The organism is Bacillus cereus group sp. BceL291 (assembly GCF_051776705.1).
GTDB classification, from domain to species: Bacteria; Bacillota; Bacilli; order Bacillales; family Bacillaceae_G; genus Bacillus_A; species Bacillus_A cereus.
Map to the genome: position 1 here is coordinate 69,913 of NZ_JBPWAP010000008.1, position 19,749 is coordinate 89,661.

Consider the following 19,749-nt stretch of genomic DNA (forward strand, 5'->3'; position numbering starts at 1 on the left):
GAACAAACAAAAGCATGCATAATCATTTCATTATTTTTGGAAAATAACCAACTTTTTCACCATGAGCTAATAACTGCTGTATAAATTCTTTATTAATTGCTGGTACTATCAATTCTTTTTTCTTAATCCATTCATTCGTTCTACGCGTACCCATTACAATTTCAGATTGCTGTGCTCCATCTCCTGCAACTTGAGAAGCAATTAACTCTGCTATTACTTCATTTCCCTTCGCTAATGCAAGTCCGGTATTTACATATTCTGAAAGCGGAACCATTTCAAGATTGTATCCACACTCTCCAATTAGCTGTATAAATTGTTCAAACTCAATTTGATGTGGATGACAAATATGTAACGTCTCTCCTACAATTTGCGCATCTTGTAAATACGATACAATTGATTTACTAGCAAAATCAATTGGTGTGAAATCAACTTTCCACTTCACATTTGGTGCTTTCCCAATTAATAGCATTGTTTTAATAAGACGATAAAATGCGTTTCCTTCAATATTTTGTTGGAACGAACCTGTTTCTGAATGACATGCTAAATTACCTGCACGATAAATATTTCCGCGCAAACCATTTTTCATTGCTTCACGAACAATGTTTTCCGCTTGTAGTTTACTATTTGAATATACATTCTCTAAGTCTACACTGTAATTAAAATCACCAGTTTTCATGTATGTATCCCATTGATCTACCGCTAATTCTAACGGGATACCAATTGTAGAAATAAAATGGAATGTAGCACCTTTCTCCGCTAATGCTAGCATCCGGCTAGTTCCTTGGACATTTATATTTTTAAATTGTTTTACATCTCCAAAATGTCTTACATCTGCACCGCAATGAATTATCGTATCCATCTTAGAACTGATGAACATAAATTCTTCTTCACTCATCCCAAGATACTCTTCTCCCAGATCACCAGCTACGGCCTGTATACGGTGTAACCATTCTTCACATACATCATTAAAGTAGCCTGTTAATGTATTTATAATTCTTTGCTGCACATCTTTGGTTGGTCTTACTAAACAATAAATAGTAGCAGATGTATCTCTCAACAATTCATATAATATGTGTGATCCTAAATAACCAGTAGCTCCTGTTAAAAAGACATTTGAAATCTGGGTTTCTTCCAAAACGTTTGCATACGTGATAGTATCTGGTTCGTGAATCACTTTATATTCACGAAATACTTCTTCTTTCTCTACTTTTACTTCTCGCTCAATTCGAGCTAATCCATATATCGTTCTTTCTTTAAAGAAATCTTGAATTGTTAAATGTGAGAAATCTTCTTTTAACAATGTTAAGACTCGTAATACTTTTAATGAATGTCCACCAATTGTAAAGAAATCATCATGCACTCCAACTTTTGAAATTCCTAATACTTCCGCCCAGGCGTTCGCGATTTGTTTTTCTGCTTTATTAGAAGGTGCAACATATTCTTGTAGCCGAACCGGTTCATACTTTTCTTCTAACTGAGCTAACTTCTTAACATCAATCTTTTTATTAGGTGTAAGTGGTAATTCATTAATATAAATTAGTTTAGATGGCACCATATAATCTGGTAATTGCTCTTGTAACTGATAAACTAATTCTGGTATTTCTTTTTTATTTAAAGTTGTATAGAACGCGATTAAATATTGGCTACCTTCCTTACTCTTCTTAGCAAAAACAGCATTTTCTTTTATATTATGATTTTGAGAAATTTTACTTTGGATTTCTCCTAGTTCAATACGATGTCCTCTAATTTTTACTTGATCATCTTTCCGATGTAAAAACTCTATATTTCCATCCTCTAGCAACTTAACGATATCACCTGTTTTATATATATTAACTATAGGATTAAAAGGATTCGGAATAAAAGCTTCAATTGTTTTATTAGGCTTATTAAAATACCCTTTTGCTAATCCCACTGAATCTATATATAATTCACCAGGTACACCAATTGGACAAAGATTCATATTCTCATCCAAAATCATAACTTGATAATTAGCACATGGTTTACCAATGGGAATACTCGCAACATCCTCATTTAACTGACTAGGTATTTTATAGGTTGTCGTCACTACAGTACATTCTGTCGGTCCGTATACATTATAAATTTCAACATTTGTACCTATTCTTTCTCTCCACAATTTAATAACCTCTACAGGCAACATTTCACCGCCAATCGCAATTCTTTTTAGGGAAGCTAGCTTATATATATCTTCTTCTGCTAAATAGGTTGCTACTTGTCGAACAAAAATTGTTGCTAATGCCAAGATTGAAGTTGCTTTCACTTTATAGATTGCATTTGCAAATGCCTCTACAGACAATCGCTCTTCCTCTAATAGTACATACAAGTTTCCTCCGCAGAATAAAGAAGCAAATGACTCCCATACAGAAGCATCGAAACTAAAGGAAGGAAATTGAGCAAATACATCCTCTTCTGTCAATTCATATTGCTTTTTCATCCAAGTGTACAGATTAACAACGCCTCTATGTGCTAACATCGTTCCCTTTGGATTCCCTGTTGAACCCGATGTATAAATCATATAAGCTACATCATCACAATGAATAGACAACTTTACATCTATATCTTCATAAGTTTCACTATCATACAATGAAACTGTTTGAACCCCATCACATGTTATAGGCGTCTCTTTCATCAATATAACTTTCGCTTGGCTATCTTGAATAATGTACTGTATTCTACTTTCCGGATAATCTGGATCAATCGGAACATACGCTGCACCAGCTTTTAATATAGCTACCATACTTACTACTGTGTCTATGCTACGTTTCATAAATATTCCAACATAGTCTCCTAATTGGACGCCGTTTTTAATTAACATATGAGCTATTTGATTACTTTTTTTATTTAGCTCCTCATAAGTTAAAGTACCTTCCCTTGAAGATAAAGCTATACGATTTGGAAATTGAGTAACAGTATTATAGAACATATCGACGATACTTTTCTCAGGGTATACTGCTGTCGTATCATTCACTTGACTATAAAGTGCCATCTCGGCCTCTGTAATAATATTAAAATTATTTATATGATTATTCTTATTTTGTGATTTTTTAATTAAAACACCTTGTATTTGTTGTGCATAACGAGTAATTGTTGTCTCTTTCCAATTAACACTATTAAATATTATTTCTACACTTTGCATATTTTTACTAAATACAAATTGTAATGTATTCGTGTCTTGTAGCTCATAATATGTTTCACCAATAATAATAGGTGACATTTCATATAATGTATTACCGTTTTGAAACTCTTTTATTTCTTCCTCATTCATTTCTTTAATTTGTTCCAGTTGCTCTTCAATCTGTAAATTCAAACTTTCATAGGAGAGAAAATTAGAAATTTCAATAGTAATCGGAAATAAACTTCCTCTTACATGATAAAGTACGACAATATGTTTTTCTTTAGAAATATGATATAACCACGTTGCAGTCGCTCCTATTAAATCTACAATGTGAGTCAAATTTGAAAACAGTTCCGTTTTCCTTTTTATCCTAAGTTCTGTTCCTTGCACATCTTTAGGTATTTTAATACTTCCTTCTACTTTTCCTAAAAATTCTTTTATCATCTCATTATAAGAAATCGCTAATTTCATATTTATGTAAATTCCTCTCTTAAATATAATAAAGGTGTGAAAATTCACACCTTTTTCATCCCTTATTAAAGGGCAGATTCGTTCAATTCATAATCAGTAGCGGAGATACCCCCCTTGATTAGAATTGAACTTTCTCCTTATTCGCTTTTAAACTCACCAATAAGCTCTTGTAATTCCTGAGAAAGCCAACTTAAAGAAGTCGCTAATTCTGCAATATCTTGTACTGATATTTCTTGCTCTTTCATGCTTTCTTCAACATTACTACTGCTGTTGGCATAAGTATTTGCAATATGTGATAATTCATTTACGACTTGAACAATATTCTGGCTATTTTGTAAAATGTCACTCGAATTACCGGAAACAGCTTTTACTTGATCTGTAACAGATTGCGCTGATTTTGAGATTTTTTCAAAGAAATCTCCACTACTTTGAACAAGCGAAATTCCAGTTTCTACTTCTTTCGAACCTTTTTGCATGGAAACTACAGCATCTTCTGTCTCAGCTTGTGTTTCACCAATTAATTTCGCTATATCTTTTGCAGACGCTTCCGTTTGTTCTGCTAATTTTCGTACTTCATCAGCAACAACTGCAAACCCTCTTCCAGCTGCTCCAGCACGTGAAGCCTCAATAGAAGCATTTAAAGCTAATAAATTTGTTTGATTTGAAATACCTGTAATTACAGTTACGATATCACTAATTTCTTTTGACCTTGTTTCTAACGAATAAATGATGGAAGATAAATCTTGTACTGCATTTTGGATTAAACTCATTTGATTAATAATTTGTCCAATCACTTCATTACCTTCAATTGAATGTTGTTCCATACCTTCAGAAGCAACCGCAACTTGTTTTGCAGCCCCAGTTATTTCTTCTACCTTATCTTCCATTCCATGTACAATTCCTAAACATTGTTGTACTGAAGTTTTTTGAGACTGCGCCCCTACTCTTAAACCTTCAATAGAACTTGCAATCTCTTGAACTGCCATGCTGTTTTCCTCTGTACTCGCCGACAATTCTTGTGAAGAAGAAGAAACTTGCTCAGCAGTTTGCCTTACTTTATCTATAATCCCTTTAAATTTTTCAATCGTGTTATTGAAATAAACATTAATAATTCCAATATCATCTGGTCTTTCTTTTAATTTAATACTTAAGTCACCTTCACCAATTTTACGTAACCCTTCTCGTAAATCTTTTAATGGAGCTAGCGAGTGACGCACGATAAAGAATTGAGTAATAGTCGCAATTGCTAATGAAATAATGATGAAGAGTAAGCCCTGTATCATAAACTTCTCTTTTGTAATAGGAACAATGGAAGCATCTAAGTCAGCCGCAATAATTGCAACAATATTGTTTTCTCCATCTGTAATTGGTTCTAATATTGTCACCCACGAACCTATTTCATCTTCATATACTTCTGTCATTTGAGCCTTTTTCGTATCAATCACTTTATCGTATGCCTTCATCCAATGAGCGGGTTGTTCATAATAATCTCCCGGCTTTATAGGAAACGCATTTGTTAACTCTGTAGTCAAACCAACGAGTTGTAATTCTCGCTTTTCATTCGGCTTTGCTCCTGTAACATACGTTTGTCCAACGCTTTTCAATTCTTTTGATACTTCATCTAATTTCTCTGTTAACTTTTCTTTTTTCACTTTTTCGGCTGTAGGATCTTTCGCCATGTCTCTAACTAATTCTACATCCAGTTTTTTCAATACTATTTCTCCTGTTTCAATAGACTGCCTTTCAAATAAAGACATCATACTATTTTGAAACATGTTAAAACTTAATGCACCCATACTTCCAACAAGTGTCAAAATAACTAATACGGTTAATAAGACGTTCTTTTGAAGGAACGATAACTTATGCCAATATTTTTTCATTAATATCCACCTTCCTTAATCAACATAAACAAAAAAACAAAATATATGAATATTTTGTTTGAAAATGTTTCTCAATATGTTCGAGAATAAAAAAAAGCCAATGTAAAAGCATTGGCCAAGACCAACCCTATCCGTCCGGTAACTGGCTAGCGTAGCCTTTCGACCTTAGCTCCTGTAGTTTTGCGTCCTCATGTTTCCATCAGTTTGCCTTTCTCGCTGAACGAGTTGAACGATATGGGAGTTCTATGAGAATTAATTTATTCTCTTTCAAAGATTACAACATATAAATCAAAATGTCTACTTATTTAGAGATATAAATACAAATTTTTAATGAATTGCTTTTTCAAAATAATTTCAAAAAGTACGTGAATGTTACATTTTTTATGTTATATAATAAAAAATGTATAAATAACAAGGATTTCTTCGGGTATTTATTTAATTTTCATTCAAATTAAACTATTCGAATATATCTTAACTAATGAATTTCGGAGGTAGTTTATCATGTTTTGGCTACAATTTCTTACCTTGTTACTCTGTATTTTTATTGGTGCACGCCTAGGCGGAGTTGGTTTAGGAGTAATGGGTGGAGTTGGTATGGCAATACTCGTTTTTGTCTTCCACTTACAACCAACGGCGCCTCCTATCGATGTAATGCTTATGATTTTGGCAGTAATTACAGCTGCTGGTGCTTTGCAAGCCGCTGGAGGAATGGACTACCTTGTTCATCTAGCTGAAAAGGCATTACGAAAAAATCCAAAACGCATTACATTCTTTGCTCCAATTGTTACTTATTTATTTACACTTTGTGCAGGAACTGGTCACGTTGCTTATTCTGTACTTCCTGTTATCGCTGAAGTCTCTCGCGAATCCGGAATTAGACCAGAACGACCAATGTCAATTGCCGTAATTGCTTCCCAACAAGCAATTACAGCTAGTCCTATATCAGCTGCAACAGTTGCACTTTTAGCAATGTTAGCTGACTATAAAATCACCTTATTAGATATTTTAAAAGTAAGTATCCCTTCTACTTTCATCGCTTGTATGATAGCTGCATTTGTTGCTAGTAAGATGGGAAAAGAATTAAATGAAGACCCTGAATACTTAAAACGATTAAAAGAAGGATTAATTCCTAAGCTTGAAGAGAAAAAAGAATTTGTAGGTGTAAAGGGCGCAAAATTATCAGTTATCCTTTTCCTTGTAGGAACCTTCCTTGTTGTACTTCTTGGTTCATTTGAAGCACTTCGTCCAGGATGGATAGTTGATGGGAAGTTAGCCCGTCTTTCCATGCCGAACACAATTGAGATGGTTATGTTAACTATCGCGGCTCTTATTATTATTTTCTGTAAACCAAATGTAGAAAGCATTGTATCTGGTAACGTCTTTAAAGCAGGAGCAACAGCAGTTGTTGCTATTTTCGGTATCGCTTGGATGGGAGATACTTTCTTTAATGGAAACTTAAATATGATTCAAGGATCGATTCAGCATTTAGTAACAAGTGCACCTTGGCTATTTGCTATCGCACTATTCATTCTATCTATTTTACTGTACAGCCAAGCAGCAACAGTTCGTGCCTTAATGCCACTTGGACTATCTCTTGGTATTCCACCAGCGCTACTGATTGCGATGTTCCCTGCAGTAAATGGATATTTCTTCATTCCAAACTATGGAACAATCGTTGCTGCCATTAACTTTGACCGTACTGGTACAACAGGTATCGGTAAATACGTATTAAATCATAGTTTTATGATTCCGGGCCTAATTGCAACATTTACTTCTATCGGAATTGGAATGCTCTTAATTTCAATTATGTTTTAAAGAAAAAGCACAAACCTTTATTTAAAAAGGTTTGTGCTTTTTTAATCAAATATTTGTTTAAATTTTGGGCAGTCTATTTCTTCATGTAGCACTTAAAATACTACACTTCCTTCCCTACAAACTTCTCTTTACTTCTTCAACTAATTTTCTCGTACTTTCATACGCAGATTCCGCTAAACTAATTGCTGAAATAACTGAAACACCGTCCGCACCCGCCTCTATAACTGCCGCTGTATTTTCAATTGTAATCCCACCAATACCAACGATTGGCACTGTAATTCCTTGTTCTCTAAAATAAGCTAATCCTTTCGTTCCTTGAACCGCTTTCGTATCTTTTTTCGTACTCGTTGGGAAAATAGGACCAACACCTAAATAATCCGCTCCATTTTCGATTGCAAAACGTGCTTCTTCAATTGTATGAGCAGATACGCCGATAATTTTATCTCCCATTTGTTCACGAACAGATGTAATTCCTTCATCATCTTGTCCAACATGAACACCATCTGCATCTAATTCAATGGCTAATTCTACATCATCATTTACAATGAAAGGAACACTATATTCCTTACAAAGCGTCTGCAATTCTTTTGCAAAGCGCACTCTATCTTCTCCGATTAAAGAACCTTCCCCCTTCTCGCGAAACTGAAAAAGTGTCACTCCACCATCTAACGCTTCTTTCAATACAGCTAAAGGATCCCTCGTGCAGTTATTACTTCCCATAATAAAATACACTTGCAATAGCTTAGACATTTTATCTATTTCAATGCGTGCCATTTCTTTCACTCCCTCTTACTCTAACTCCACAATCTTCCCATACTTCTCAATATCACCTGAAGTTGTATTCGCTAATTGATTTAAAAATTCAATTTGGAAACCACCAGGCCCTTTTTCTACCGCCTTAGCAGCTGCCAGTTCCGAAGCTACACCATAAAACGTTAATGCGGCTACTGCTGCTTTAACATAATCTTTTTCCACTGCTACAAATGCTCCTATTACAGAAGTTAGTAAACAACCTGTTCCCGTAACTTTCGTTAAAATAGGGTGACCATTTCGAATAACAATAGTTCTCTCTCCATCTGTAACAACATCTTCTTTTCCAGTAATGACCGCAACTGTATTTAGTTCATCTGCTGCCTGCCTTGCAATACTTACAATATTGCCATTTCCAGTACCAGCGTCTACCCCTTTAATTTCCCATTTCTCATTAATAACATTTGCTATTTCAGCTGCATTTCCGCGGATAATTGCTAAATCGATTTCAGCCGGAATATATCTCGCAACTTCTGTTCGATATGAAGTTGCTCCTGCACCAACTGGATCAAATAGTACTGGCACATTGTTCGCATTTGCTGATTTACCCGCAAGTAACATCGCTTCTACTTCTTCAGGACGAAGTGTCCCCATATTTAATACTAACGCTCCAGCAATGCTAGCCATTTCTGCTACTTCTTCTTTTGCATACGCCATTACAGGCGATGCCCCAAGTGCCAACAAACCGTTAGCAGTAAAATTTGTTACAACAACATTTGTAATATTATGAACGAGAGGATTAGATTCTCTCACCAAATCCACTACTTTACTAATTTCTTTCATATTCATCCTTTTCATCTCCTAACTATAATGATGGGAGATACACAAAAAGACACTTTGCGCGTACGCAAAGTGCCTGAACATGTGCTTTTACACTCTCCCTACGCTGGCATTATCCAACAGGTTCAAATGGTCAATGACGGACTAGTAGTCATACTCTCAGTTTGTATCCACAAACTCCCATGTGCTTATTATTCATCTACTTCAAAGTCTACTCTTATTCTAGTAAAATAACAAGTTCTTTACTTTTCTATTTAATATAGAAGCAACCTATATAACAATAAACATAATCAAGTGAAACTTTAATCAGTGAGTGTTTTGTTCATCCCACTAAAAACCGATCAAATATGGAGCGAAACTGAATCTCAAGAAGATGTATGCTATATTTAACTTATGGAAATTTGAAAGGATGTTTTTAATATGTCAAAAAGCGTTGTAATCGCTGAAAAACCTTCCGTTGCACGAGATATTGCTCGTGTACTGAAGTGTGATAAAAAAGGAAACGGCTATCTTGAGGGTAGTAAATATATTGTAACTTGGGCTTTAGGTCATCTCGTTACATTAGCAGATCCAGAAAGTTATGATGTGAAATATAAAAAGTGGAATTTAGAAGATTTACCGATGCTACCTGAGCGTTTGAAATTAACGGTTATTAAACAAACTGGTAAACAATTTAATGCTGTAAAAAGTCAGCTACTTAGAAAAGATGTAAATGAAATTATTGTAGCAACAGACGCTGGACGTGAAGGGGAATTAGTCGCACGCTGGATTATCGATAAAGTTAAACTAAATAAACCAATCAAACGTTTATGGATTTCTTCTGTAACCGATAAAGCAATTAAAGATGGTTTTGCAAATTTAAAACCAGGTAAAGCCTATGACAATTTATACGCTTCAGCAGTTGCACGTTCAGAAGCTGACTGGTATATCGGTCTTAATGCAACTCGTGCTTTAACGACTCGCTTTAATGCCCAGTTAAATTGCGGCCGTGTACAAACCCCTACTGTTGCTATGATTGCTAGTCGTGAAGATGAAATAAAGAACTTCAAAGCTCAAACTTACTACGGCATCGAAGCTCAAACAATGGAGAAGCTCAAACTTACTTGGCAAGATGCAAATGGCAATAGCCGTAGTTTTAATAAAGAAAAAATCGATGGTATTGTAAAAAGTTTAGATAAACAAAATGCTACTGTTGTGGAAATTGATAAGAAACAGAAGAAGTCATTCTCTCCTGGTCTTTACGATTTAACTGAATTGCAACGTGATGCAAATAAAAAGTTCGGTTACTCTGCTAAAGAAACATTAAATATTATGCAAAAATTGTATGAACAGCATAAAGTACTAACGTACCCTCGTACAGATTCACGCTACATTTCATCTGATATCGTCGGAACACTTCCAGAACGTCTAAAAGCATGTGGTGTTGGAGAATACCGTCCCTTCGCACATAAAGTATTACAAAAGCCTATCAAACCTAACAAATCATTTGTTGATGATAGTAAAGTAAGCGATCATCATGCGATTATTCCAACAGAAGGATACGTTAACTTCGCAGCATTCACAGATAAAGAACGCAAAATTTATGATTTAGTTGTAAAACGTTTCTTAGCTGTTTTATTCCCAGCATTCGAATACGAACAACTAACGTTACGCACAAAGGTCGGCAATGAAACATTCATTGCACGCGGAAAAACGATTTTACATGCTGGTTGGAAGGAAGTATACGAAAATCGATTTGAAGACGATGATGTAACTGATGACGTAAAAGAGCAGATTCTACCTCACATTGAAAAGGGCGATACATTAACTGTAAAGTTACTTATGCAAACATCAGGTCAAACGAAAGCACCTGCACGCTTTAATGAAGCAACTTTACTTTCAGCAATGGAGAATCCTACAAAATATATGGATACGCAAAATAAACAACTTGCTGATACGTTAAAATCAACTGGTGGATTAGGTACTGTAGCGACACGTGCAGATATTATCGACAAACTTTTCAATTCTTTCTTAATTGAAAAACGTGGTAAAGATATTCACATTACATCAAAAGGTCGTCAATTACTTGATTTAGTACCAGAAGAATTAAAATCACCTACACTAACTGGTGAGTGGGAACAAAAACTTGAAGCAATTGCAAAAGGAAAATTAAAGAAAGAAGTATTCATTTCGGAAATGAAGAACTATACGAAAGAAATTGTTTCTGAAATTAAATCGAGTGATAAGAAATATAAACATGACAACATTTCAACGAAGTCTTGTCCAGATTGCGGTAAACCAATGCTAGAAGTAAATGGAAAAAAGGGAAAAATGCTCGTATGCCAAGACCGTGAATGTGGTCATCGTAAAAATGTATCTCGTACAACAAATGCTCGCTGTCCGCAATGTAAAAAGAAACTAGAATTACGCGGTGAGGGTGCAGGCCAAATTTTCGCATGTAAATGTGGCTATCGCGAGAAATTATCAACATTCCAAGAGCGACGTAAAAAAGAATCTGGAAACAAAGCCGATAAACGCGACGTTCAAAAATATATGAAACAACAGAAAAAAGAAGAAGAACCATTAAATAACCCATTCGCGGAAGCATTAAAAAAATTAAAATTTGATTAAACAAAAAGGTTCCTACCTCTATCGGTAGGAACCTTTTATTTTAGTGAATGATTTTACTTCCTTTTGCATTCTCAACAAATTTTTCACTTGATTTGTTAATTGGTGTTTTCAGTAATAACGCAGCAACAATCATAACTACTACGAAAGCACTTAACACAAGTAAATCTCGCGTTACGATATCCCAAAGCATTCCACCAACTGTTTCACGAATTGCGCTAATTGCGTATGTGAATGGTAAGAACGGATAAATCGCTTGGAAGAACGCTGGTGTCATTTGGATTGGGAATGTTCCGCCCGATCCTGCTACTTGTAGTACAAGTAAAATAATCGCCATCGATTTCCCAACGTTTCCGAAAATAGAAACGAGTGAGTATACGATACAAACGAAGACTCCACCAATAAATAAACTAAATAACACAAACCAGAACTTATCGACTACGTACGTACCGAGTAAGAATATATCTCCCATCGATACGATAAACGCTTGTGAAAGACCTATCGTTAAGAATGTTAATAAACGTCCGAAGTAAATTTCATGGCTCTTATAATTCGCGCCCTCTTCGTGTACTTCTACCGTTAATAATGAAACCATTAATAATGCGCCTACCCATAATGCAAGCACTGTATAGAATGGTGACATCGCTGAACCGTAGTTCGGCATCGCAAATAATTTATTTTCTTTTAAATTTACTGGATTCGCAAAGTAATCACTTTGCTTCTCAACATCGTTTTTCAATAAGCGTATGATGTCTTTTAAATCCTCTTCAGATTCAAAATCACGAATTTTATCTGCTAATTCTTTAATCTTTTTCTCAGTCTCCGGCATTTCAGCTTTAATGTCTACTAATTTCTTTCTACCGTCTACTAAGCCTTTTGATGAATCTTCTAGTAATTTTTTAACATCTGGAAGCTTTTTGTCTGCATCATTTAAAATTTGAGTTGTATTTTTCGACATCTCTTTTGTACGAGCAATTGCTGTATTGAAATTAGGTACAATTTCTGAATCATACGTCGATAATACATCTGTTAATTGAGCTGATCCGCCCTTCGCAGCGTTGTTAATACTTTCAATTACATCTTTTGTAGGTTTCTGGCCATTGTTAAGAAGTGTAATTCCCTTATTCGTTGCCTCTACACCTTTTTGTAAGCTGCTTTTCGCTTTGTTTAATTTTGCGATTCCATTATTAAGGTTTTTATCACTATTTACATCCGCTAAAACCTTATTTGTACTTTCTAGAACTGGAATCATATCATCAATTAAACCGATTCCAGATTGGAATTGACCATTTAAGCTATTTAAAGCTACTTTCGTTGAATCTAAACCGTTAATACCTCTATTTTGTACATCTTCTTTTGCTTTCTGTAAATCTGCTTTTGCGCCTTCAAGGCTATTTTTTGCTTTATCATAATCTGCTTTTGCATTATCATATATTTGATTTGCATCAGCTTTAGCTTGATCTACCGCGCTAACTGCCTTTTTATAATCAGCTACAAACGTTTCATTGTAATCTTTTTCAGCTCGATCAATTAAAGCATTTGTTTCATTTAATTTCTGATTAATTCCATCACGCACATCTTGTTTAACTTCCTGACCTGTGCTAATTAAATCGTTTAAACGTTTAAAACGATTATTTAAATCTTGTTGTCCATTCTTAATATCCGTTAAATGCTCTTTTCTTGTTTTAAAGAAATTTTGCCCAAACTCAGTTTGAGCCCCTTGCTCTAAACGAGCCATAACATCAATTACATAAGAAAGATTGTCAATATGCGTTTGAAGATTATTAGATATAGTCGAAATATTTTTCTTAGCTATCTCTGGATCAACGCTTCCATTTTGCAATCCATCCATAACACTTTGTGCATAAGCTGTTCCTGCACGTGATGAGCTTAGAACATTATTTACTGTTTGATTAATATTTTGTGCTATCCCTTTATACCCATCACTATTCAACTTAGAAAGATCTGGTCTCGCTGGGAATTCAGGTAATCCATTCATTCCAGACAAATCAGGAATATTTAATTCTACACCTGGATTCATTAAAAAGTCAGTAAATGCAGCTGCACTATCCATAACGCCTTTTGCTGCCACTAAATCATTTCTTATCGTCCCTGGAGCATTTTTTAATGTTTGATCTTGTCTTGCAAAGAACTTATCTAAATTCGCCAACGCTTCCTGCCCATCATTTATTACACTCTCTACAACAGGTAAATCTTTCTGCGCTACTTTCACAACATCTTCTGCTCGAGTTGCATCATCTAACGCCTTATCCATGAGTGTATTCATTTCTGGGAACTGCGCTTCTAGCTTAAAGACAAGATCTTTTACTTTCTCGATACTTGGTAAGTTTGTTTCTAAATCGATTCCAAGGTCATTGAAAATTTTAAAAATCTCACCGTTTGCTGTTTTAACAAAGTTTTTACTAATTTCTTCTGTAATACCTGATGCACCTTTTGCTGTAATCTTCGGTGCAATCGCGTTTACTTTTTCATTCACATAGTAATCCAGTTCTGGTTTTTTCGGATTTTCATCCAGAACAGTTGCGATTTTTTCAGAGAAGTCTTTTGGAATCGTAATACTTGCATAATAATCCCCACGCTCAACTCCGTAAATTGCTTGTTTTTCATCTACAAATTTCCAGCCAAGATTTTTGTTTTTCTTAAGGGAGTCTACAATCTCTTTCCCGATATTAATATCTTTCCCTCTTAAATTAGAACCTGCATCTTGGTTAGAAACTGCAATGGGAACCTCTTTTGTATTTCCATACGGATCCCAAGAAGCTTTAATGTTAAACCATGCATATAACGATGGTAAAATCATTAATCCTAAAACAATAACAATTGCAGCCCAATGTTTGGCTACATTCCGTAAATCTGTCTTATAAATACGCCAAATTTGTTTCATAGAAGTTATCACCTAATTATATATTTTTCCTTCTTTAGAAAATGATACATGCATTTTGCAATTATATCACTTTCTACATCGTGTATTAACCAAAAACGTACTATTTTTTCCCATTAACTTTCACTTACTTCATTATATAACGAAGTGAGTGAAAGTATGAATACAAAATGACCAAATCGGTTTTACATTCAATAATAACAAATATATATGAAATGTCATAAAAAATACAAGTATTTTCTCTTGGAAATACTTGTATTCCAAAAAAAATCCTCACAGCTTTTATTCTCTGTGAGGATTTCTTCTATTATATATCCAATTGAACCTCTACACCGAAATGATCTGAAATTACATTTCTGTTTGTACCATTAAAAATAACTTTTGAAGAATGAACCTTTTTACTTTGGTTACACAATATTAGATCGATTCGCAAATTATGTTTATTTTCATCCCAACCAGCAATCTCACCTTGGACAGTCGTTCCTTCATCCTTCTCTATTGCTAATTCATATGTGTCATACAAACCTTTTTGCATCATATACTCATAACCTTCGCCTTCCAACCGAGCATTGTTATTAAAATCCCCCATTAAGAAGGCGAGCTTATTGCTATCTACACGCTCCATCAAACGATCGACTTGACCTTTGAATGACTCTTCTTCATCATTCCACCAACCGAGATGGCAAGAGTAAAACGTTATATCCTTACCATTATAAGCAATTGTTGTACTTACAATTTTACGTGTTTTCCAATACGTTGTATCCTCGTTTTTTGAAATGAAGAACGTATCTTCTTTTATAATATTATGCTTCGTTATAATCGCTAATCCTTCTTCATACACGTCATAACCAATATGAGAGAAATCCCAAGTAATATTGTAATCTTTTACATGTAGCGCTTTTAACTCTTCTAATAGTAAAAGTCCAAAATTATCTTCTTTCTTGTTACCGCATACATTTTCAGCTTGTATGGACTGACTTACTTCTTGCAATGCGATGACATCGTACTCTTCTTCTTGAATTACTTTAGCAAGGTATTGTATCTTTTCTATTTGATTCTCTTCTTGCCAAGAATGACAGTTTAAAGTTAGCAATTTCATATTATTACGCACCTAACATATCTTGAATGTCTGACTTTAATACGTCAGCTTTCGGACCATATACCGCTTGTACACCTTTATCTTTTACAATAAGCCCTAAAGCACCATTTTGTTTCCACTGTGCTTCTGGTGCAACAACATCTAAATCTTTTACTGTTACACGTAAGCGTGTCATACAAGCATCTACGTCAGCAATATTTTCTTTTCCACCTAATAAATCGATAACTTTTGTTGCTAATGAACCGTCTTGTACATTTCCTGTTCCTTCTGATGCCTCATCTTCATTATCAATATAGTTACCTGCACGCCCTGGTGTTGGTAAATTGAATTTTTTAATTAAGAAATTGAATAGTGTAAAGTTAAGACCGAAGAACACTAATGAAACAATAACAAAGTTGATTAAGTCTCTTGTTAAACCTGCGTTAACCATCATTGGTGTACGAGTAATTAACTCAATAAATCCAAATGCATGAACACGTAAGTTAATTAAATCAGCTAGCGCGAATGCAAGTCCTGTTGTAATAGCATATACAACATATAATACTGGAGCAATAAACATGAACATGAATTCAATTGGTTCTGTTACACCTGTTAAGAATACTGCTAATGCTGCTGATAAAAACATTGGTTTATATTTTGCACGCTTTTCTTTATCCACGTTACGGAACATCGCAAATGCAATCCCCATTAACGCTGCTGTTGAGCCGATAACTTGTCCAGCTTTGAAACGAGCTGGTACAACGTTATTTAATAAATCGTTATATGCCTTCGTATCTCCATTTGCTAGTAAATTATTTAAATCTGTAATCCATGCAAGCCATAATGGATCTTGTCCTGCTACAACTTGTCCAACTTTTGAACCAGTTAACATCGTATATGTTCCGCCTAGCTCTGTATAGTTCATCGGAATCGTTAACATATGGTGTAAACCAAATGGTAATAATAAACGCTCTAACGTTCCATATACAAACGGTGCAACAACTGGTGCACTATCTTTTGAAGCTGCAATCCAGCGACCAAATTCATTTAACCCACTTTGGATGAATGGCCATAGAAGTGATAATACAATCGCAGTAACTGTAGACCAAAGAATTACAACGAATGGTACAAATCGTTTTCCATTAAAGAATGCTAATGCCTGTGGCAGTTTATTATAGTTATAATATTTGTTATATAAAGTAGCTCCTAAGAAACCTGTGATAATCCCTACGAACACTCCCATGTTTAATGCGGGTGCACCAAGTACAGAAGTAAAGTAATCTTTTACAATTAAATCTCCCGCTATTACTGAAGAAACTTTCGCTTTTGAATCCGCTAACATTTCAGCGTTTACCCCAAATATAGCTCCTGTAATTCGGTTTGTTAAGACGAATGCTAATAGCGCTGCAAATGCACCACCCGCGCGATCTTTCGCCCAAGATCCCCCAATTGCTATTGCGAATAAGATGTGTAGATTTGTAATGATTGCCCAACCGATGTCTTCCATTACGCGAGCGATTGTATGAACTGCGTTAACATCCCCAGCAGACATACCAATTAACTTACCGATGGAAATCATTAAACCAGCTGCTGGCATTACGGCTACAACAACTAATAACGCTTTCCCGAACTTTTGCCAAAAATCAAAAGACGTAATTTTCATCTGTTCTTCCTCCCCTTTATTTATAACAACATAATGATTTAAATTATAATTTCTGTTCCCTTTATGAAAACGATTCCTTATATTACTTTATTTTTATCTTTGCGCAACCGTTTTCATAAATCTATTTTAATAAAAGCGTTTTCACTTTGCAATAGAAATTTATTTTTTTCATAAAAAAAGATGCTCAAAGAGCATCCTTTTTTATTATGAAATGCGATAAACCCTTGTTTCATAAGGTTTTAAAGCAATTGTTGTTACTTCTTCATGTTCCGCAACTTCATAGTTATTTAAAAGCAAACGTTTGCGTTTTAGTGCAAATGAACCCTCATTATACACAGCTTCCTCTTTTGAGATATTACTAATTACAATGACTTTTTCATCCTGTAACGTACGTGTATATGCATAAATTTGTGGATCTTCTTCTAAAAGTAAATCGTACGTACCATAGTTCAGTACATCGTGCTCTTTTTTCAGAGCAATCATTTTCTTATAGAAATTGAAAATAGACTTTTCTTCATTTTTTTGCTTCTCAACATTAATTTCTTTGTAATTTGGATTCATGCTAAACCAAGGTGTACTCGTTGTGAAACCAGCATTCATCTCATCATTCCACTGCATAGGTGTACGGGAATTATCGCGGCAAGAAGCCCATATAATCTCCATCATATCTTGATGTGGTACGCCCTCTGCAATTTTCTCGCGATATAAATTTTTAATTGCTACATCATCGTAATCTTCAATATTTGGCAACTGAACATTTGTCATACCAATTTCTTGTCCTTGATAAATAAACGGTGTACCGTGCATAAAGAAATACATCGCTCCTAGAGCTGTTGCACTTTCACGCCAATATTGTTTGTCATCTCCCCATGTTGAAACGATACGTGGTTTATCATGATTCTCAATATATAAAGCGTTCCATCCTTTATTTTCCAATCCTTTTTGCCATTTCGTTAATACTTTTTTCAATCCTACAACATCAAGGTCTTTCTTCTTCTCTGCATCCCATAAACTTAAATGTTCAAACTGGAATACCATATTGAACTTACCTTGCTCTTCTCCAACCCAAAGCTCAGCATCTTCAATCTTAACGCCATTTGCTTCACCAACAGTCATAATATCGTACTTAGAGAATGTATTTTCTTTTAGCTCTTCTAATAAAGGTTGAATACCTTTCACATTCATATGTTTATCAAAAGATGGCACATATTTTAACTCTTTTGGATTTGGCATATCCTTAAAGCCTTCTTCTTTTTTAATATGACTGATCGCATCAACGCGGAAACCATCAATACCTTTATCAAGCCACCAATTAACCGTATCATATAGTACTTCGCGAACTTCTTTATTCTCCCAGTTCAAATCTGGTTGTTTACGTGAGAATAGATGTAAATAATATTGTTCTGTTTCTTCATCATATTCCCATGCCGAACCATTAAAAATACTTTCCCAGTTGTTTGGCTCCGCACCATCTTTACCATCATGCCAAATATACCAATCACGCTTCGGATTATCTTTAGATGAACGTGATTCAATAAACCATGGATGTTCATCACTCGTATGATTAATAACTAAATCAATAATTAGCTTCATATCACGCTTATGAACTTCATCTAGTAAAGCATCAAAGTCTGCCATTGTACCAAACTCATCCATAATATCTTGATAATCACTAATATCATAACCATTATCATCATTAGGCGATTTATACATTGGACAAATCCAAATTACATCTATACCTAAATCTTTTAAATAATCCAGTTTTGCAATAATACCTTGTAAATCTCCAATACCATCACCATTTGAATCCATAAAGCTTCGTGGATAAATTTGATAAGCAACCGCTTCTTTCCACCATGTCTTATTCATAGTCATTCTCTCCTTTTGCATCCCATCGGAATTTTTATGCAAACGTTTTCGTAACACTATCATAACAAAATATGAACAGTTTGCAACTGTTTTCATTGAACTCTATGTAGATTCTTTATTCTTATGCTTTATTTATTTCTCACAAAGGTAAATCTCATTCTTCACCTCTTCTTGAAACTGGTAGCCCCTCTCTCTTTATAGAAGAAGTTCCTTATATAAAGGCTGTTGAATTTTTTAATGGCGGTAACATCCCTGAAAATTTCAAGCGCTCTGGTTCCTATGTCTATAAACCTATTCCCCTTAAAGGCATTCAAATCATGCAATACTTTCTTTCTCATGCACCAAATAAAGATGCTAGTATTTGGCATCAATCGCTCATAGGTGCTGTTGAAAATATTTCGCCGAATAAAACGGCTTATTTTCATCGTAAAGCAATTATTGCTCAAGAATACATTACCTCTTGGAAATGCGATGATGAAGAAAATCGAAATATACGCTGGGTTAAAGTTTTACGAGAAAGCTTAGATCCTTATACACTAGGTGACTATGTGAACTGGCCCGATATCGACATTAAAAATTGGCAAACTAGTTATTATGGCTCTAACTTTCACAGATTACGTAAAGTAAAAACCATGTATGATCCTTATGATGTTTTTCATTTCCAACAAAGTATTCCTCCTTTTCATACGTGAAAAAAAGGATAACATAAAAAAATCATCCAATATACCGTTACCTCGCAGT

General features: G+C 34.7%; 10 protein-coding genes, 1 pseudogene and 2 riboswitches. Of the genes and pseudogenes, 3 read left to right on the forward strand and 8 right to left on the reverse strand.

Annotation, left to right across the window (positions count from 1 at the left end):
• Positions 1–22: 22 nt before the first annotated feature.
• Together ACS2CR_RS08520 and ACS2CR_RS08525 are read right to left on the reverse strand one after the other, a co-directional pair.
• The gene (locus tag ACS2CR_RS08520; protein ID WP_053512354.1) at positions 23–3,604 is read right to left on the reverse strand and encodes a non-ribosomal peptide synthetase family protein; all 3,582 of its coding nucleotides are present in this window, start codon (positions 3,602–3,604) and stop codon (positions 23–25) included.
• 137 nt (positions 3,605–3,741) lie between these two features.
• Positions 3,742–5,484, reverse strand: coding sequence for a methyl-accepting chemotaxis protein (locus tag ACS2CR_RS08525; protein WP_000761081.1), 1,743 nt, complete (start codon positions 5,482–5,484; stop codon positions 3,742–3,744).
• Positions 5,485–5,618: 134 nt separating this feature from the next.
• A riboswitch (cyclic di-GMP riboswitch) is annotated at positions 5,619–5,703 on the reverse strand.
• A gap of 282 nt (positions 5,704–5,985) precedes the next feature.
• Here ACS2CR_RS08525 and ACS2CR_RS08530 point away from each other — a divergent pair.
• Positions 5,986–7,299, forward strand: coding sequence for an anaerobic C4-dicarboxylate transporter family protein (locus ACS2CR_RS08530; RefSeq protein WP_000498691.1), 1,314 nt, complete (start codon positions 5,986–5,988; stop codon positions 7,297–7,299).
• Positions 7,300–7,413: 114 nt separating this feature from the next.
• Here the strand turns inward: ACS2CR_RS08530 and thiE are convergent, their stop codons facing one another.
• Both thiE and thiM read right to left on the reverse strand, forming a co-directional pair.
• A complete protein-coding gene (gene thiE, locus ACS2CR_RS08535) occupies positions 7,414–8,073 on the reverse strand; it encodes a thiamine phosphate synthase (protein WP_053513325.1) in 660 nt (219 codons plus the stop codon).
• 15 nt (positions 8,074–8,088) lie between these two features.
• Complete coding sequence (thiM, locus tag ACS2CR_RS08540) at positions 8,089–8,898, reverse strand: hydroxyethylthiazole kinase (protein WP_053513323.1); 810 nt, start codon at positions 8,896–8,898, stop codon at positions 8,089–8,091.
• Between the two features lie 72 nt (positions 8,899–8,970).
• Positions 8,971–9,083: riboswitch (TPP riboswitch) on the reverse strand.
• A gap of 226 nt (positions 9,084–9,309) precedes the next feature.
• Between thiM and topB the strand changes: the two genes are divergently transcribed.
• Positions 9,310–11,499, forward strand: a complete 2,190-nt coding sequence (gene topB, locus ACS2CR_RS08545) for a DNA topoisomerase III (RefSeq protein ID WP_000047300.1) — start codon at positions 9,310–9,312, stop codon at positions 11,497–11,499.
• 40 nt (positions 11,500–11,539) lie between these two features.
• Here the strand turns inward: topB and ACS2CR_RS08550 are convergent, their stop codons facing one another.
• The 4 genes from ACS2CR_RS08550 to ACS2CR_RS08565 all read right to left on the reverse strand — a co-directional run bounded on the left by ACS2CR_RS08550 (position 11,540) and on the right by ACS2CR_RS08565 (position 19,008).
• Positions 11,540–14,401, reverse strand: a complete 2,862-nt coding sequence (locus tag ACS2CR_RS08550) for a YhgE/Pip domain-containing protein (protein ID WP_098364993.1) — start codon at positions 14,399–14,401, stop codon at positions 11,540–11,542.
• Between the two features lie 304 nt (positions 14,402–14,705).
• Positions 14,706–15,497 (reverse strand): endonuclease/exonuclease/phosphatase family protein, encoded by a 792-nt coding sequence (locus tag ACS2CR_RS08555; RefSeq protein ID WP_053513316.1) that lies wholly within the window; start codon positions 15,495–15,497, stop codon positions 14,706–14,708.
• 4 nt (positions 15,498–15,501) lie between these two features.
• On the reverse strand, positions 15,502–17,139 hold the full coding sequence (locus ACS2CR_RS08560) for a PTS transporter subunit IIBC (RefSeq protein WP_153602564.1): 1,638 nt from the start codon (positions 17,137–17,139) through the stop codon (positions 15,502–15,504).
• A 204-nt stretch (positions 17,140–17,343) separates the two neighbouring features.
• Positions 17,344–19,008 (reverse strand): glycoside hydrolase family 13 protein, encoded by a 1,665-nt coding sequence (locus tag ACS2CR_RS08565; RefSeq protein ID WP_053513314.1) that lies wholly within the window; start codon positions 19,006–19,008, stop codon positions 17,344–17,346.
• A 155-nt stretch (positions 19,009–19,163) separates the two neighbouring features.
• On the opposite strand from ACS2CR_RS08565, the pseudogene ACS2CR_RS08570 reads away from it, so the two are divergent.
• Positions 19,164–19,700 (forward strand): annotated as a pseudogene (locus ACS2CR_RS08570) (BBE domain-containing protein); the annotation flags it as partial.
• Positions 19,701–19,749 lie beyond the last annotated feature (49 nt).

Excerpts from the sequence above, each read along its gene's own strand:
- ACS2CR_RS08520 (WP_053512354.1), bottom strand. The coding sequence starts at position 3,604 with ATGAAATTAGCGATTTCTTATAATGAGATGATAAAAGAATTTTTAGGA.
- ACS2CR_RS08525 (WP_000761081.1), bottom strand. The coding sequence starts at position 5,484 with ATGAAAAAATATTGGCATAAGTTATCGTTCCTTCAAAAGAACGTCTTA.
- ACS2CR_RS08530 (WP_000498691.1), top strand. The coding sequence starts at position 5,986 with ATGTTTTGGCTACAATTTCTTACCTTGTTACTCTGTATTTTTATTGGT.
- thiE (WP_053513325.1), bottom strand. The coding sequence starts at position 8,073 with ATGGCACGCATTGAAATAGATAAAATGTCTAAGCTATTGCAAGTGTAT.
- thiM (WP_053513323.1), bottom strand. The coding sequence starts at position 8,898 with ATGAATATGAAAGAAATTAGTAAAGTAGTGGATTTGGTGAGAGAATCT.
- topB (WP_000047300.1), top strand. The coding sequence starts at position 9,310 with ATGTCAAAAAGCGTTGTAATCGCTGAAAAACCTTCCGTTGCACGAGAT.
- ACS2CR_RS08550 (WP_098364993.1), bottom strand. The coding sequence starts at position 14,401 with ATGAAACAAATTTGGCGTATTTATAAGACAGATTTACGGAATGTAGCC.
- ACS2CR_RS08555 (WP_053513316.1), bottom strand. The coding sequence starts at position 15,497 with ATGAAATTGCTAACTTTAAACTGTCATTCTTGGCAAGAAGAGAATCAA.
- ACS2CR_RS08560 (WP_153602564.1), bottom strand. The coding sequence starts at position 17,139 with ATGAAAATTACGTCTTTTGATTTTTGGCAAAAGTTCGGGAAAGCGTTA.
- ACS2CR_RS08565 (WP_053513314.1), bottom strand. The coding sequence starts at position 19,008 with ATGAATAAGACATGGTGGAAAGAAGCGGTTGCTTATCAAATTTATCCA.